The organism is Haladaptatus pallidirubidus, assembly GCF_020700235.1.
Lineage (GTDB): Archaea > Halobacteriota > Halobacteria > Halobacteriales > Haladaptataceae > Haladaptatus > Haladaptatus pallidirubidus.
Genome location: NZ_CP085307.1, coordinates 480,530 through 495,779 on the forward strand (window position 1 = coordinate 480,530; position 15,250 = coordinate 495,779).

14 protein-coding genes are annotated in these 15,250 nt (G+C 50.4%); 7 read left to right on the forward strand and 7 right to left on the reverse strand.

From position 1 onward, the window contains the following. Positions 1-319 precede the first annotated feature (319 nt). Entirely contained in the window at positions 320-1,024 is a 705-nt protein-coding gene (locus LIX15_RS31970) for an ERCC4 domain-containing protein (RefSeq protein ID WP_425556831.1), read from the forward strand. A gap of 185 nt (positions 1,025-1,209) precedes the next feature. On the opposite strand, the gene LIX15_RS31975 is transcribed toward LIX15_RS31970, so the two are convergent. From LIX15_RS31975 to LIX15_RS31985, 3 genes are all read right to left on the reverse strand, one after another. Further along, a complete protein-coding gene (locus tag LIX15_RS31975) occupies positions 1,210-1,479 on the reverse strand; it encodes a HalOD1 output domain-containing protein (protein ID WP_227778902.1) in 270 nt (89 codons plus the stop codon). A gap of 100 nt (positions 1,480-1,579) precedes the next feature. Further along, a complete protein-coding gene (locus LIX15_RS31980; protein ID WP_227778904.1) occupies positions 1,580-2,230 on the reverse strand; it encodes a helix-turn-helix domain-containing protein in 651 nt (216 codons plus the stop codon). A gap of 335 nt (positions 2,231-2,565) precedes the next feature. Continuing rightward, positions 2,566-4,023 carry an alkaline phosphatase family protein gene (locus tag LIX15_RS31985; RefSeq protein ID WP_227778906.1) on the reverse strand — a complete coding sequence of 486 codons (1,458 nt, stop codon included), beginning with the start codon at positions 4,021-4,023 and terminating at the stop codon, positions 2,566-2,568. A gap of 700 nt (positions 4,024-4,723) precedes the next feature. Between LIX15_RS31985 and LIX15_RS31990 the strand changes: the two genes are divergently transcribed. After that, complete coding sequence (locus LIX15_RS31990; RefSeq protein WP_227778908.1) at positions 4,724-4,933, forward strand: VNG_1110C family protein; 210 nt, start codon at positions 4,724-4,726, stop codon at positions 4,931-4,933. 1,140 nt (positions 4,934-6,073) lie between these two features. Here the strand turns inward: LIX15_RS31990 and LIX15_RS31995 are convergent. Further along, positions 6,074-7,099, reverse strand: coding sequence for a zinc-dependent alcohol dehydrogenase family protein (locus LIX15_RS31995; protein WP_227778910.1), 1,026 nt, complete (start codon positions 7,097-7,099; stop codon positions 6,074-6,076). 171 nt (positions 7,100-7,270) lie between these two features. On the opposite strand from LIX15_RS31995, the gene LIX15_RS32000 reads away from it, so the two are divergent. From LIX15_RS32000 to LIX15_RS32010, 3 genes are all read left to right on the forward strand, one after another. Beyond that, complete coding sequence (locus LIX15_RS32000) at positions 7,271-7,921, forward strand: HAD family hydrolase (RefSeq protein WP_227778911.1); 651 nt, start codon at positions 7,271-7,273, stop codon at positions 7,919-7,921. A gap of 186 nt (positions 7,922-8,107) precedes the next feature. Next, positions 8,108-8,884 (forward strand): NAD(P)H-hydrate dehydratase, encoded by a 777-nt coding sequence (locus LIX15_RS32005; RefSeq protein WP_227778913.1) that lies wholly within the window; start codon positions 8,108-8,110, stop codon positions 8,882-8,884. 344 nt (positions 8,885-9,228) lie between these two features. Beyond that, complete coding sequence (locus LIX15_RS32010) at positions 9,229-10,437, forward strand: RNA-guided endonuclease InsQ/TnpB family protein (protein WP_227778915.1); 1,209 nt, start codon at positions 9,229-9,231, stop codon at positions 10,435-10,437. A gap of 166 nt (positions 10,438-10,603) precedes the next feature. Here the strand turns inward: LIX15_RS32010 and LIX15_RS34155 are convergent, their stop codons facing one another. The 3 genes from LIX15_RS34155 to LIX15_RS32020 all read right to left on the reverse strand — a co-directional run bounded on the left by LIX15_RS34155 (position 10,604) and on the right by LIX15_RS32020 (position 13,298). Continuing rightward, on the reverse strand, positions 10,604-10,759 hold the full coding sequence (locus LIX15_RS34155; RefSeq protein ID WP_486327140.1) for a DUF8008 family protein: 156 nt from the start codon (positions 10,757-10,759) through the stop codon (positions 10,604-10,606). A 21-nt stretch (positions 10,760-10,780) separates the two neighbouring features. Beyond that, on the reverse strand, positions 10,781-12,442 hold the full coding sequence (locus tag LIX15_RS32015; RefSeq protein ID WP_227778918.1) for a hypothetical protein: 1,662 nt from the start codon (positions 12,440-12,442) through the stop codon (positions 10,781-10,783). A gap of 94 nt (positions 12,443-12,536) precedes the next feature. Continuing rightward, complete coding sequence (locus tag LIX15_RS32020) at positions 12,537-13,298, reverse strand: ABC transporter ATP-binding protein (RefSeq protein WP_227778919.1); 762 nt, start codon at positions 13,296-13,298, stop codon at positions 12,537-12,539. A gap of 329 nt (positions 13,299-13,627) precedes the next feature. Here LIX15_RS32020 and LIX15_RS32025 point away from each other — a divergent pair, with 329 nt between their 5' ends. Both LIX15_RS32025 and LIX15_RS32030 read left to right on the forward strand, forming a co-directional pair. Further along, positions 13,628-14,791 (forward strand): thiolase family protein, encoded by a 1,164-nt coding sequence (locus LIX15_RS32025; RefSeq protein ID WP_227778921.1) that lies wholly within the window; start codon positions 13,628-13,630, stop codon positions 14,789-14,791. Continuing rightward, positions 14,781-15,188: a Zn-ribbon domain-containing OB-fold protein gene (locus LIX15_RS32030; RefSeq protein WP_227778922.1), complete on the forward strand. Its 408-nt coding sequence runs from the start codon at positions 14,781-14,783 to the stop codon at positions 15,186-15,188. The genes LIX15_RS32025 and LIX15_RS32030 overlap by 11 nt, the downstream gene beginning before the upstream one ends. Positions 15,189-15,250: the final 62 nt, after the last annotated feature.

The following is a 15,250-nucleotide window of genomic DNA, read 5'->3' on the forward strand; positions in this document are numbered from 1 at the left end:
CCCCTCCAAACACTACCCTTTCCGTCTCAATACCACCAGTGACTTTCTCATGCACCGAACTCACAAGAATCGTGTTCTTGTCGATCAACAGCAACCGACTAATCGTCGTGATCGAGAATCGCTTTGAGTTGACCCTTCGCCATATCAACCGGATTTACCGACGGGACAAGCCCACTGTCACTAAATCAATAACCATTCTTATTGTAGTATCAGATGAATAATTATTCAGCCTTGTCGGATAGATATCACAAATCAGAATTGGGATCGAAGCTGGATCGACAACTTTCTGTAATGGGTTCCCATTTTGGCTGATAGCAACGTGACTACGATTTCTGTCTCTGTCGTTGTTGATGACCGTGAACCTGCGAATCTCATTAGAGCTGTCCGTTCCCATCCGAATGTTCATAGTGTAGACATAGACCGTCTTTCTACCGGGGATATAGCTATTCGAGCAGGCAAGATAGAGGCAGTAACTATAGCGGACAACAATTCGATATCAGTTGGTATCGAACGTAAAACCCCAACTGATTACGTTACATCAGCCTTCAGTGCATCAGGCACGGATCTTTACGATCAAGCAGCACGTTTGAGCGAGGTATACACTCATGGTTACGTACTTGTAGAGGGGACACTCGATGAGATGGAGGCTGCTGCAGTTGGTCCAGACCCTGCGGCTGTTCGGGGATCGCTTGCTTCCTTGACGGCACGACACATCCCGGTAATCCCCTGTTCGGATTGTGAACGGCTTGTCGACGTGGCGATCCGTCTTGGACGCAAACACACCGAGGAGCCTGGCATTCGTCGCCTTCCCTCGGGAGCAGTGACGAATCGACATGAACCAGTCACCAAGCGGATCTACGGTTGTATTGAGGGGATTGGACCTACGATGGCAGACCGACTATACGAAAGATTTCCAACCGTTGCGTCACTAGTTTCAGCTTCATCCGAGGATATCACCTGCATCGAGGGGATCGGCAAGGAGCGAGAAGAGGCTATCCGTAAGAGCCTTCATCAAGATGAATAGTCCAACGTACGCCTTTCCATCCCCGTTACTAACGGTGGAGAATAATTTAGCGAGCACTCGACAGTCAAATCCCCTCATACCTAGTTTCCAGCAATGAACGACCGCCTGGCTGGGAACTTCATGGCGCGATATGCTCGCCTTCCCACTGTTTATGTCATATTTTTATATACTTCAATAAGTGCTGTTCAGTTTTCGTGTGTGACAGAGATGGTTTGCTCGGGGGATATTTTGATGTGATAGCCAGCATATTGGAACTCAATAGCCGGTGCGCCATGATCGTAGAGTGCGTTGAGCGCATCAGGATCAATTGCTTCATAGAGCGGTGGAAGGTCATCTAACGCACACCCACTAATGTCGATGACCTCTTGAATAACCATCTCAGTTACCGATGGGGTGAGCGGAGGGTGGTGTCCCGGTACTACTAGTTCTCGTGGTGTGTTAGTCCCAGAGGGCATTAGATCTCGAATTGGTATTCGGTGGCACGCTAATAGTTAGCTACGACTGACTATGTAAGATGTATATATACTCCAGAAGGGTAGCATACTACTGTCTTCTTCACTCAGTTTCGTGGAGGAGTGTATTCGCAATGAGATTGCGATACCCGCGGCGGAGCCGTGCTGCAAGTGATTGTCGAGTAATCTCCATTTCTTGGGCGATGTCTTTGAGTGTGACTTCACGAGGTTCGTTGAAATAGCCAGCTTCGAATGCAGCGATGAGCGCCTCTTCTTGGTCTGTGGTGATGTGATATTGCTCGCCGGTTCGCATTTCTGAGAGTGCATAGAGCCGAGTGATTGTGATGTCGATATTATTGTCTTTGCAATAGCGTTGGAACTGTGTAATCCCAGTGCTATCCACCGTTCGTAACTCGAATTGCCACTTCGTCTCTGAGCCAGTTGCCGAGAGCAATACGATGTCTATTTCTGCGATTCCCTTGAGAATACCCTCAACATCCGTATTCCATTTGGTCCGAAAGAGGCCACCTCCCTCAACTTCATCCACGAAATCGACCGATTGCACGGCAGGATTATCTTTGAAATGGGCAGCAATATTTGTAATCTTCGGTCCCCAAACCCAGAAGTAGGGGATGAGTGCGTGATTCGTTGGAATCATACGTTCGAGCTCGATCTCAACGTCCGGAAAGTCCTGAAAAATCTGTCCGAGTGGAAATTCGTCAGCCGGGACGGTGAATTCGATAATCGTGGGCACAACTCATTGTCGAGGTCCATTTGGGTAAACTCTGGGGTGGTTGGAGATGTCTTTGACTGCGAGCGGTGGGGATCGATATTTATTTCGAACCAATCAGTGCTCACTGTGTGACTGCACGAAGTTCGAAAATCGAGGGAGCAACAGATACCCAACAGTACACCAAACATACATAATCTGCTTTCACTGTGTAACTTGGAGTACTTACGGGCGTCACTTGAATCGTCTCCCACACCCGATTGGGAGCGCATACTCGCTGTCTTACGGGTGCGCGAATATCATAGAAAATAGACAGAAATTCATATCATATATGTACATTAGTTCACTAACGCCTTCGACTATTTTGTACGTCCAGTGGTCGTATCTGCTGCAAAGATTGAGGAGCGAATACGACCGTCCATATCAGAGGGAACTGAACAGTCATGTGCATGAAGTAGTGTAGGCGCAAGGTCAAGAATCGAAATGTCGTCGATCGTTCCGGTAGTAAACAGTGGTCCGGTAGCAGCAAACAGACCAGATCGGGTGTTAACGCCGCACCACGTATCGTGATTCCGGGTGAAAATCTCGGCCCCACCGACTGTATCCGAGATATGAATACTGGGTGCTTTGTCAACCACGATATCAGGCCACTCATCAGCATACGGACCGTTGTAGACATCTTCCCCTCGATATACTTCCCGCGCAATTGGCTTTCCGTCAGGTGTTTGCAGCCGTTTTAGTTTGTCAATGAGCTCTCCGCGTACCGATTCGTAACGTGGGACGTCCACGTTGAGATAGAGGGGACCTTGCGCGCTCGCGATTGCTGTTGTCTCCTCCCAATTTGCCGTGTCTAGTTTTCCCCGGCCAACATTTCCTTCATCATTCGGAAGTCGATTTATGAGATCGTCTGGGACGATTTCTGCAGCGACTGATTGGGGATCAAAGGGAATATGCGGATCTACTTCCTCAAGCGCCTTATTTATTCGATCTGCCGTCACTCCTGCTTGGTGAAGCGTACTGCTTACGTGAGTGTCAAACGACAAATATCCTTCCTGCTCGAGCCATCGATTAATATAAAAGACAGTTTGAATCTCGGCATGCCCGTGATCACTCATCAAGATTAAGTTGGTATCGCTATCGAGAAACGATTCGAGGTGATCGTCAATCATTTTCCACGCCCGGAGGGTGCGCTCATCGTCCCAGAAATGATGGTGTAGAACGTTGATATAAAACGTTGTTAATTGCAAATAAGAGAGGTCACGGCTGTCAAGTAGGTATTTGCCAACCTGAAATTGAGTGTCAATTCGATCCAATATTTCTTCATAAGCAGCGGCCCTTTCTGACTCTAGCGATCGTCGCGTTGTTACCTGGTAATCAAATCGGTCTTGTAATTCATCTTCGAGTTCGGAGGGCGCCGTAAATCCGGTCGTATCGGCATCTGGCGCACCCGAGATGTATGCTTTCCCAACTGATTTTGGCGGATACGTGGTTGGCACTCCGAGAACAACCACGCGTTCTTGTTCAGCGAGCTGATCCCAGTATTCGGCATGATCGTGGTATCGCTTCGCCGGCAGGTAGACATCTTGATTGGCAGTGTCAATGTTATACCACCAATAGATGCCAAGTTTACCGGGATTCTTACCGGTCGCATACGCCTTCCAGTTCGGCGAAGTCACTGGTGGTAACACGGATTCCAAATCACCGGTGATACCTTGGTCGACGATCCTTTGTAATGTCGGAAGTTCACCTTCTTCGATCCATGGCGTAAGCAGTTCGAATCCTGCTCCATCGAGGCCGACAACAATCGTTTTTGTCATGGATAATCCCTCTTTCTGATCATACTGAATCAGTGCAGATACTGGCTACATCAATAGTTATTTATCACCTACTGAAAATAAAGTTAAATAAATAAACAGACATTTGTTCGTATGGACATGCCTATGTGCACTTATAATATCAATATACCACCCAATATTCCACCAAATAATATCTAGTAATAATTATTTTATCAGGGGAATTTTCCCTGAAGAGATTCATGAAACGTCCACCAGGTATGCTATCACTCGACATAGTAATAGCGGTTTGATTCTATTGTTAGTTTGGGCCGAATCAGAGAGACCATCTGCATTTTCGTAATGACGGTGTTTACTACGGGGTTAATATGAGCCAAGCTTTCATTATTTTTGATGGTGGAGAATCCAAGTCATATCACTTACCACTTCGGTTCGGCGGTGGTTAATTGACGAGGACGGCCTCGTTTATGAGTGCTGGAACTATGGAACGACATTGGAAGCTACGAATCAGTGGTCCTCACCTGTGGCTCGAACAAAATCGCCGTATTTGATGTCTCATAGCCTAACTTCAGTAATATTTTTTAATCTTATCATGGGATAAAATTTATGGTGGTCTTCCAGATACGTTCTTCGACGGAGCGATTGGTCTGCTTGGAGAACGAATGTTTCTTGTAGTACAGTATGAAACGACAGGGTTTTCTTTGGAATTGTTGACGCTCAAAGCGTGACTGATGTCAACTGGTTTCGCGATGCGACAGAAATTGTGTTACCGATTGGCGTGCTGGATGAGTACTGTGACGAGCTTGAACGCCAATTCATGATCACCGTAGTCGGCGAGCAGGACACAATTCGTCTCATTGGTAGTCCTGTCGTTATCTCTGAGGTGCGTGACTGGCTTATATCGAAAGATATCATTGCTCCAAAATCTGAATAGGGTTGGACAACCCAGGTCTTATCCGCTTCTCGGCGGTTGCTCAAGTGAACGGTGAGTTCGATTCTCCCGTATGAAAGTAGATCACCCGTTTATTGCTTGAAAATTGGATGTTGTCTTCCACGTCATATTGAGCGGTACAGCGGCGGGGATACCGTGTGAAAAAGTCGAACGGGGTTCCTGGGAAGAGATCCTCCCATCGGATTCCCTGTTTGATCACGATTCGTTGGTCGTACGATTTTCCACAGATGGGGCACTCATCCGTGTCTGGTGTCAGCGCAGGCATGATGTACTCTAGTTTGTCTCGTCAAGGATAGGTTTGACGGCGCTCGTCATTCCTCAAACCGTGTCATCGTCAAGGAATCAGTCATAAGAGACACACCAGCATCGTTGTTGATTACACGTATGAGAATTGGGGTCTCCAAGTGTGAAGGTGTACCCTCCACGTTCAGACCAGTTATGCATTCATTGAAAATCGAATCCTATCTGTTCAGTCTCGTCGAAGACGAGTTTATCGTTACGTTCGAATTTATCCCGAGTGTACCATTTACCTCATTTACTAAGTCTATTATTTCGTTGACGTCTTTTTTGCGGAATTCTGATTTATAAAGTTACAACCTGAAATAGCACCAGTTGATGCTGCGACAGCCGCGCAGAAGGTTCGGCGCGGAAATTCCATATATATTATTAAAACCAAAAATCGAGCATACTCCTTTGGCCGGAAATTAATATGTTGTACGCCCTCATCGATAGTGAACGCGTTATACCTCTATGTAGATGGATTTGAAATGGTTATCTATCTCATGGGTTATCGTATCTATAAAATAACTATGATTTATTTAGTTCAAAAATTGATATCAATATCACAACAACGCTTTTTTGGTAGTTACTTTTGACGCCAACTTTCTACGTCATTAGGCGCGTCTCTTGTACGGCCTTCGATTCGGAATTCGCTGATACCTACAGCCATTATCGTCTTACTCGCTCAGCGGGATAGAGATCTCCTGCGGAGAGGATTCGACACCGCGGGTGCGGCCGGCACCGCGCGCCACAGTCGTCTCTATAATCGTCGGTCGATAATTTCGTCAAGTGGTGGGTCTTAGTAGCGTGTTTGTTATCGTTGGTTTGTCGTCCTGTGCTGGGTCACCGGTTAGGGTAGACCATCTTCTTTAACCCCTTTTGAGCCTCCATTTGATCGAACGCCGTCTCAAGGTCCTCAAGTCCGAATTCGTCGGTGACGAGCGTATCGACATCGATTCGACCGTTATCGAGCAGGGTCACCGCCCGTGAGAACGTGTTCGGCGTGAGCGAGTAACTTCCGACAACCTCGCGCTCTTCGAAGAACAGGTCGAACGGCGAGAGTTCGACCGTCGCGTCTTCGGGGGGAACGCCGAAGACGAGCGTTCGCCCACCCGGCCCCGTAAGGGCATGGGCCTGTGTGATGGTTTCGGGGAATCCGACAGCTTCGATGGCAACGTCGACGTCACCGACGAGATCTGGAATGACGGCTGTCGGGTCCTTGTCACCCGGATCCACCGCGTGATCGGCCCCGGCTTTGAGGCCAACTTTCCGTCGCGCAGCAACTGGTTCGGAGAGGACGATGGTCCCCGCGCCACTCGTCCGCAGCGTCTGGACGAGCAGCTGGCCAATGAAACCTCCACCAATCACAACGACAGTTTCACCGCTCGTCAGGTCGACCTGATCGATACCGTTGATAACGCAACCGAGTGGTTCAGCGAACGAAGCAGTTCGGTAGTCGAGATCGCCGATGCGCTCAACGTTCCCAATGGGGACGGTTGCGTACTCTGCAAACGCACCGTCGATAATATTTTTGGCCGCCCCACCGATGGAAGTGAGGTCGTGACAAAGATTCTCCCGACCGGACTTGCACGCTCGGCACTCGTTGCAGGGAATCGAAGGGTTGATCGCCACCCGGTCTCCCACCTGGAAGGCATCAACATCGTCGCCGACAGCGGCGACCTCGCCGGCACTCTCGTGACCCGGTACCATTGGGTAGTCGACCGTGAGCGACCCAGTGTACATGTGCAAATCCGTCGTACAGACGCCACAGGCATTGATCTCGATGAGTAGTTCGTGCGGAGCAGGCACCGGTCGCTCCGTGTCGTCGATCTTGACCGTGTGGTCGTCGGTTAGTGTGGCGGCCTTCATCATAATATGCCAACGAATGCCACCGTAAAGAGGATGGTGAAATTTTGCGCTGAATAATGACTCTATGATCTAAATCCCATCAGAGTCTATTTTCTGGTGTCTACGATCCGTTTTTCACCGATCGTGTGCGTGGCCACAATCGGCTTATAGCGAGGGTTGAAGGTCTAGGGTATGCCCCAGTTTCAGGCTGTCCTGTTTGATATGGACGGCGTGCTTGTCGACTCTGAGCCATTTTGGCAGCAGTTCTGGCGCGAACAGATTTTCGTCCATGCAGAAAACGGTACTCCAAGTCTGGACGACGTAACTGGCCGTAATTTCCGTGAGAGCCTCGAAGATCTTGCAGCTACATATGGCCTGCCGAATACCCCCGAGCGATATGCGCGGCAATTCGAAATGACTGCTAAGACAGTCTATGGCGACCACGTGTCGATTACACCTGGAATGCCTGACTTCTTTGCTACGCTTCGCGACCACGGTGTCAACGTTGGAATCGTCTCGTCGGCACCAGCTGATTGGATTGAAATAGTCATCGAGCGGTTTGATTTAGCACCGGTCGATCTCATCGTGAGTGCTGAATATATCGATCGGCCAGGCAAACCAGAACCCTTCATCTACGAGCATGCAGCTACTGAACTCGATATTGATCCTTCTTCGTGTCTCGTGATCGAAGACTCAGTAAACGGTGTCCAAGCAGCGGCACAAGCAGGCTGTACTGTGATCCGGTTTTGTCATGGAGCTACTGTAGAGGCTACCGATCACACCGATTTTGTCGCTAACTCTTCAGCCGACCTTCAGCGAATGATCCTCGGATTGCTCTCTTAGTGTTCGTGCTCGCCTATTGCTGAAAATGTATCGGCTCAAGCGTATACACTTGCCTCCGGAGAGAGATGTACGCCTCACCGTCAGCACTGAAAACTGGGGAACGATTATCTGTTGTGATATGATCTACGAAGAACTTGGAGAGTCAGGCAGTAGAACTAACTGTACAACTGAGAATGATAGAACGCTATGAACCGTCTTTTACAATCACTTCCAAATCGATCTGGCGAAGATACTGAGCAAGATAACATGGTCGGAGTTATCGCCGGTAGTGTCGACTTCACCGGGCAACCGTCACTTACCGGTTTGGCCGCCCTTCGAACGGGGGCAGATCATGTTCGGACGCTCACACCGGCAGAAATTCACCCAATCGTCGCAAGTCATTCGCCAAATCTGCTCGTTGGTCGATATCCTGGTGAGGGGTTTTCCGAGAAGGCGATCGACCGCGCGGTCGAACTGGGTCACTGGGCCGACGCACTCGTCGTTGGGCCTGGACTTACCCGGTCAGATGGAACTGCAGTCCGTAAAATGCTCAAAAAGATCGATCTACCGGTCGTTGTTGATGCGGTCGCAATCGAACCGGCGCTCGGTATCGATCTTTCTAACACTATTTTCACACCCGACGATTCGGAAAAAGAGGCTATCGTTGAAGAACACGGTTCATTAGAAGCATTTTCTGAATCAACGGGGGCAGTCGTTGTGGCGACTGGCGACACCGATACTATCATCGCCGAGGGAGAACGAACAAACAACAACACTGGATCGGCAGCGCTGACTGTCGCTGGAACAGGAGATACGTTGGCGGGTATCGTTGCCTCGCTACTCAGTCAAGGACTACCACGTGCCGAGGCGGCCGAACTTGGCGCGTGGATCGTCGGAAAAGCCGGTGAACTTGCGACTGCGGACTATGGTACGGGTCTCGTTGCAACAGATGTTATCGACCGGATACCCAATGTTATTCGGTGAGTTTACTCTCGATTCGGTACCACGGTTGCATGTCTTCCTGCAGTTTCGCCACAGCTGTTGTTCACAGAATACAGGACGGTTGGTTTCTTCGATGGGATTCGATCGCGGTGATCGGTGACAACGAAGCCGTCGTGCGATTTCGAACTTCCCGCATCTGACCTTCGCTCTGCTTTCGACAATGGCAGAGTGGATGTATTCGAAAAAGTAGTTCACAGAAAACACAGCGTGGATGCCCCGAGGCTTGACCTCGGGGAGGAAGCGCGTCGATACACGACACAAACCACACACATCGGCAGGTCCACTCCCATAACTGTAAGTAACCGAGCCACCATATGTGAAACGTCGTGGAATACCGTCGTACCGCCGTAATCAAGCTTGGCGTGGCTCAAGAGTGCGATTCGTCTCTCCGTGAGACAGTCAAGCAATTTAAACACTGCGCGAACACCGCGAGCGAATGGTGTTGGCATGGTGACGACGGATACCACGTTACCTCAAAGGCTAAAGCCGAACATGCCTTGTACGACAAACTACGCGGCGAAACCGACCTTACCGCGAACCTCGTTCAGAAGGGGATTCGTCGGGCGGTCGAAGCCGTCAAGAGCGGTGTATCGAGGCTGAAGGGCGGTGAACGAACGTCACAACCCTACTTCTCCGCCGATAGTGCGGTTTACGATAAACGAAGCGCGACGTTCCACCGCGACTACGTGTCGCTTTCGACCGTCAACGGGCGCATTGAGTGCGACTACATCCTTCCTGATGACCCTGAGTGCCACCCACGGACGTACCTCGATGACGAGGACTACGAGTTCCGCATGGCGCACTTACAGCGTCGGGACAACGAGTGGTACCTTCATGCCTCGATGCGAAAGGTCGAAGCCGACGACCCCGAACTCAAAACCGAGCACAGAACAGTCCTCGGTGTCGATTTGGGCGTCAACAACATTGCGGTTTCGTCAACCGGCACGTTCTGGGCCGCCGATGAGTTCAACCACTGGCGTCGGGAGTACGAGAAGCGTCGTGGCTCGCTCCAACAAACCGGAACAAGAGCGGCACATGAAGCCATCGAAGGCGTCGGTAACAAGGAGTACGGGCGCTTCGAGATATACCTGCATGGCGTAGCGAACGAACTCATTGAGGAAGCCGTCGAATACGGCTGTTCGCATATCGTCTTTGAGGACTTAACGCATATCCGCGAGAACATCCCGCAGGCGACATGGCAACACGTCTGGGCGTTCCGACGGCTGTTCCAATACGTCGAATACAAAGCGGCGGAACACGGCGTCGAAGCCGTGCAAGTCCCGCCGAAACACACGTCCCAACGCTGTTCGACGTGTGGGTGTACGCACGAGGACAACCGTGAGGGTGAGCACTTCGAGTGCTTGAAGTGCGGGTATCAGAACCACGCAGATTACAACGCGGCGAAGAATATCGGCTTTCGGTATCTCCGGCGGCGGCAAAACGCAGCCGACGGAGGCGCACCTGTAGACGTGCGCTTGAATCGTGGGACGTTGAACGTGAGTGGGGAGTACGTCCCCCCTGCCTCGACGGCATAGAACGGGAGTCCACGCGAAAGCCTCGGGGCTTGACCCCGAGGCAGTTTATCACCACGTTACGTCGTCAAGGGTGAACAACTGCAAATCCGATCGTTTAGATACCGCCTCACGAACCGATTGAGTCACACAATTCTTCGTAAAGAGCGCGTATTGTGTAGTAACATCATCACCCGCGTCCGGAGACCAGCGAATTGGTCACGGACACGAGCATCTCGTCATCATAGCGAGCCAATCGCTGTATCGATAAGAGATCAGCTTTTGAATACGCGACGACACCACCGCGACTGAGGGCATTTTCATCGCGAGGAAGGTAGAAGTTCACATATGGATAATATATGGATTGTTATGATGGTGAGAATGCATTGAACCGTTGAGTTGCACCTCGATAGGCGGCAATCGCGACAATGATTCCACTGGTTCCAAGGACGCTGATTGTCGTCAATCGAAACATTGGCCGTGCTATTGCTTGTATTGAGTTGCCAATTGTCAAGAACCACGTCGCTATCCCGGCTAATGGTTCCAATCCAACAGTAGCAAGCAACTTCAGCAAAATTCCGGGTAACGTCCCAACGAGGATCGAAATCATCGTTTGGGCAAGCTCTGGTGTTGCAAGGAGGAGCGCTAGTAGACAACCGGGAATACAGACAGCAATTCCATGTAGTGTAACTGCAGTTATTCGAGGGGGTATAACCTCATCAGCTTGTCCGATGCTAATCGCGTTGTATCTCGGTAACAGCATGCCGATTCCTGACCCGAGTGCTGCCGATACTAGCGTAAGGTATATAGCGAGGACGACAAGCCCAAACTGAGTAAGAATTGGATATGGTGATATGAGGCTAGTAATCCCTGTGAGTATAACTGCAGCGGGGAGACCAAGAATGATGCTTGGCGCAATCAATCCACGAACATAGTTTGTTCCTGTGACGGCAGTCAACGTCACAGGGAGTACAGAGCCCTCATCCCCAAGTGGATTGAGTGGAAATACAGCTCCCGCCATCCAGGGAATTAGAACAACACTCGCGATTGGTAAGACAGAAAATAGATCTAACCCATTCACGCTACTGATTGCTGGCCCAATGAAAATGGCCACAGGCATTATAATAAACATCAGCCGTTGTGGATCCCGCCATGTACGGAGCATAACCATCTGCGCGACTCGTTGTATTGGAAGCGGGAGAAAATCCACAGTGATCGGTGCCACGGCGTTGGCAAGCGCGCTCTTGCGTTTTTCTGAATGATTGTCTGATCCTGTCGTTGTACGCTCGCTGGGTGTTGAGTCTGTCAGTATTGGCCCATCGGAGAACCAATAGGCAGTTGTCGCTATTTCAGCGAGTCTTCCAACAGTGATAACAAAAACACAGCTTCCAAGAAGGACTCCAGCTGCTCGCGTAAGCGAACCATGAATTGGACCACCTACCACTGCGATATCTGCGAACCACGCGGCAGGGAACCATGCGAGTGCTGATTGGTCAAGTCCGGTGATCTCAGAATACTGAAACCCTAAATAACCGAGTACACCGAGTAACCCAATAGGGATACTAAGAGCAGTTTTATGTTTTGCTACAAATGGCGACGAGGCAATCAACAATGCAATTCCATAACCAACTGCAGATCCCGCAGTGGCTACAGTTGCGGAAAATAACATGATTGCAAAAGGAATTGTAATCAGAAAGGCCGGAGCGGTCTGTGCGTATGCGAGCAAACTACTCAGTACAAGTACAGGAAATGAGATATACGACAGAATACGCAGAAATTCTGCAATCAGCAATCCTCCGACGGCAGTTCGTGCTGACACAGTCGTTAGCATAAGCTGATCTGCGTCGATTCGTGGTTTTGCGGACGCAACGCGCTGTGTGACCAGAAATACCCCAAACAACCAGAATAGGGCAACCATTCCACGGAGCTGATCAGGAATCGTACTCCCCGAAATATCCTCAATAAAACTAATGAGTAGAAATCCGACACCACCAAACATGACTGTCGGGAGTGCAACGCCAAGAATCATGAGTGCAAAACGTGCTCGGTCCTGTCGGATTGCGTGCACAGATCGACGAAACTCGAATTTACCGATCCGAACTGCGTGGTGAACCCAATCCTGCTCAGTCATGCGTTAGTACCTCTTTGACTGGATCAGTGTCTGTTAATTCGAGGAAGGCATCTTCGAGTGTGCTATCAGAGTGCTGTGATGTGCGATCGGTGAGTTCAGCTGGTGTTCCCTCTTCGACAAGATTGCCATCATAGAGAATACCAACGGTGTCAGCGACTTCTTCGACAACGGGTAGAATATGCGTTGATAGAAAGACAGTTGTTCCATCATCTGCGAGGCCGCGGATCATTTCGCGTAGGGTCTTTGCCGCACGTGGATCGAGGCCCGACGTCGGTTCGTCGAGAAACACGACATCGGGGTCGTGGAGAATCGTTTGTACGTAGGCGACTTTCTGCCGCATTCCCTTTGAATACTCACTAATGCGTTGTGAGCGTCCAGCCTCCAAATCAAGCGCGTCAAATAGCACATCTGCGTAATTGTGGATACGCTCTGTTGGTATATCCCGGAGCCCACCAATGTATTCGAGCTGTTGGTACGCCGTTGTCTCCTCATAGAGAGGTGGCTCTTCTGGGAGATACCCAATATGGGGTCGAAGGGCATCCCGGTCTGTAATCGAGGCACCTGCAATCGATGCTTCGCCGCTGGTTGGTTCCAAGAGACCCGTAAGCATTCGCATCGTCGTCGTCTTTCCAGTACCGTTCGGGCCAAGAAATCCATAGACGGTTCCGGCAGGTATTGATAGATTAAGGGTATCAACGGCAGTTATCTGGCCATATCGCTTCGTCAATGATGCTGTCGTAATGATATCGTTCATGATAGGGTACCGGACTGATTAGGGAACAGTGGAGATTGTCTCATATTCTCTGACGCTCTCTTCGTGATAGGGTGAATACGTTTATTTCTAACATCGTCCATTTACAATTCCATAATCATTGAAATTATAGGTGGCGGTTTGATTGTATAAAATTGTGTATATTTTTTCAAAAATTCCAGCGTTACTGGAAATTGACGCATTGATGGTAAAAGTGGACTCCCGTAAGAAGATCGCATGGGGGAGGGCGTCAGTTCATTACTACCTACTTTTTAGGATCAATAATCCACTCTAACCTTCTTTGGGATCGGTATCGTATGAAGTTGAGAACAATGAAGCCAGTGCTAATTGGGTATGGTGAAACGAGCGTTGGAGAGTCACTCGACTGCGGGTACGAAGAGCTAAACATGTGGGCGACACGCGAAGCGTTGCGAGACGTCGATCTCGAACCAGACGATATTGACGGACTTATTGCGACTGCACCCTTTCGAAAGGAACGGTTTCCACTCCCGCTGCTGATCGAACATCTTGGAATTGCTCCACTCAACTTTGCAGAACTCACCGGCGTGGGTGGTGCATCCCACGTGAATTCGATTAACCGAGCGACCGATGCGATTGAAAGTGGACAGGCCGAAACGATCCTCGTCGTCGCTGCAGACGCTCTTCATTCTGACATCGGACCGCCAACAGTTATCGAAGAACTAGCCGACAGCGTCAGCGAGTTTGAAGAACCCGCAAATATCGTCCCGTCGCTCTACGCTCATGTTGCAAATTGGCACATCGATACGTTCGGGACAACACGGAAACAGCTCGCCGAAATCGCAGCCATCACTCACGAGCATGCGTCGTTACAGCGGGCGGAGCGTGCACACCGACAGGAAGCAAAATCAGCTGATGAGATTCTCGACTCTCCGATGGTTGCAACTCCGTTGACTGCAGACCAGTGCGCTCTTATCTCCGATGGCGGAGCAGCATTCATTGTGACCTCTGAAGAAAAGGCAGCCGAGCTCAATCGAGTACCAATTCGGCTGACAGGGTTCGGCGCACGACATACCCACGATCACATCTCTCAAATGCCATCATTCGAAGAGACGGGAGCGGGAGAGGCGGGACAGAGAGCAATGGCCGAGGCAGCTGTCGATCATGCTGATATCGATGTTCTTCAAATATACGATTGCTTTACGATTACTGTCCTTCGAATCCTCGAAGATCTCGGGTTCTGTGAGCGTGGAGACGGTGGCGACCTCATTGACAGTGGTGCCCTTCGAGTAACTGGGAAGTGGCCGCTCAACACTCACGGCGGAGCGCTCGCCCAAGCACATCCAGGAATGCCTTGTGGGATCTTTCATATTACCGAAGCGATCCGTCAACTACAAGGACGAGCCGAAGCGACGCAAGTCGAAGACGCATCGACAGCGCTCGTCCACGGGAACGGGGGGATCTTCTCAACGCAAGCAGTGGCGATCCTTGAACGAGGTGAGCGTCATGCCGACTAACAAGCCGATTCCGACACCGACGACCGAATACGAACGCCAATACTGGCAGCGCGTAGCTAACGGTAATGTCTGTATTGTACGCTGTCAGGCGTGCGCCCACGTCTATCATCCCCCACGCCGATACTGTCCGGACTGCTACTCCAACGAGTGGAAGTTCGAGTCGATTGCAGGCACTGGAACGGTGTACGGCTATACGTGTATTCACCGTCCACCGCCGCGATTCGCTTCAGATGCCCCAATCGTGTCGGCTATCATCACGCTGGACGAAGGCCCACGGCTCATGGGACGTGTCGCGTGTGATTCTGAAGCAATTGCGGTCGGATCCCGAGTCCGTCTCGATACGTCGAAACTCTCCTCGGACAATGTTCGTCTCACCTTCGAACTATTAACGAAGTAAGCAACTGGGCGAATCAATTTCTGCAAGACGAATCGGTGGGCTTGAATCCCCGACCGCAACGA

Excerpts from the sequence above, each read along its gene's own strand:
- LIX15_RS32000 (WP_227778911.1), top strand. The coding sequence starts at position 7,271 with ATGCCCCAGTTTCAGGCTGTCCTGTTTGATATGGACGGCGTGCTTGTC.
- LIX15_RS32030 (WP_227778922.1), top strand. The coding sequence starts at position 14,781 with ATGCCGACTAACAAGCCGATTCCGACACCGACGACCGAATACGAACGC.
- LIX15_RS31995 (WP_227778910.1), bottom strand. The coding sequence starts at position 7,099 with ATGAAGGCCGCCACACTAACCGACGACCACACGGTCAAGATCGACGAC.
- LIX15_RS32025 (WP_227778921.1), top strand. The coding sequence starts at position 13,628 with ATGAAGCCAGTGCTAATTGGGTATGGTGAAACGAGCGTTGGAGAGTCA.
- LIX15_RS32020 (WP_227778919.1), bottom strand. The coding sequence starts at position 13,298 with ATGAACGATATCATTACGACAGCATCATTGACGAAGCGATATGGCCAG.
- LIX15_RS32015 (WP_227778918.1), bottom strand. The coding sequence starts at position 12,442 with ATGATTCTTGGCGTTGCACTCCCGACAGTCATGTTTGGTGGTGTCGGA.
- LIX15_RS32005 (WP_227778913.1), top strand. The coding sequence starts at position 8,108 with ATGAACCGTCTTTTACAATCACTTCCAAATCGATCTGGCGAAGATACT.
- LIX15_RS31975 (WP_227778902.1), bottom strand. The coding sequence starts at position 1,479 with ATGCCCTCTGGGACTAACACACCACGAGAACTAGTAGTACCGGGACAC.
- LIX15_RS31985 (WP_227778906.1), bottom strand. The coding sequence starts at position 4,023 with ATGACAAAAACGATTGTTGTCGGCCTCGATGGAGCAGGATTCGAACTG.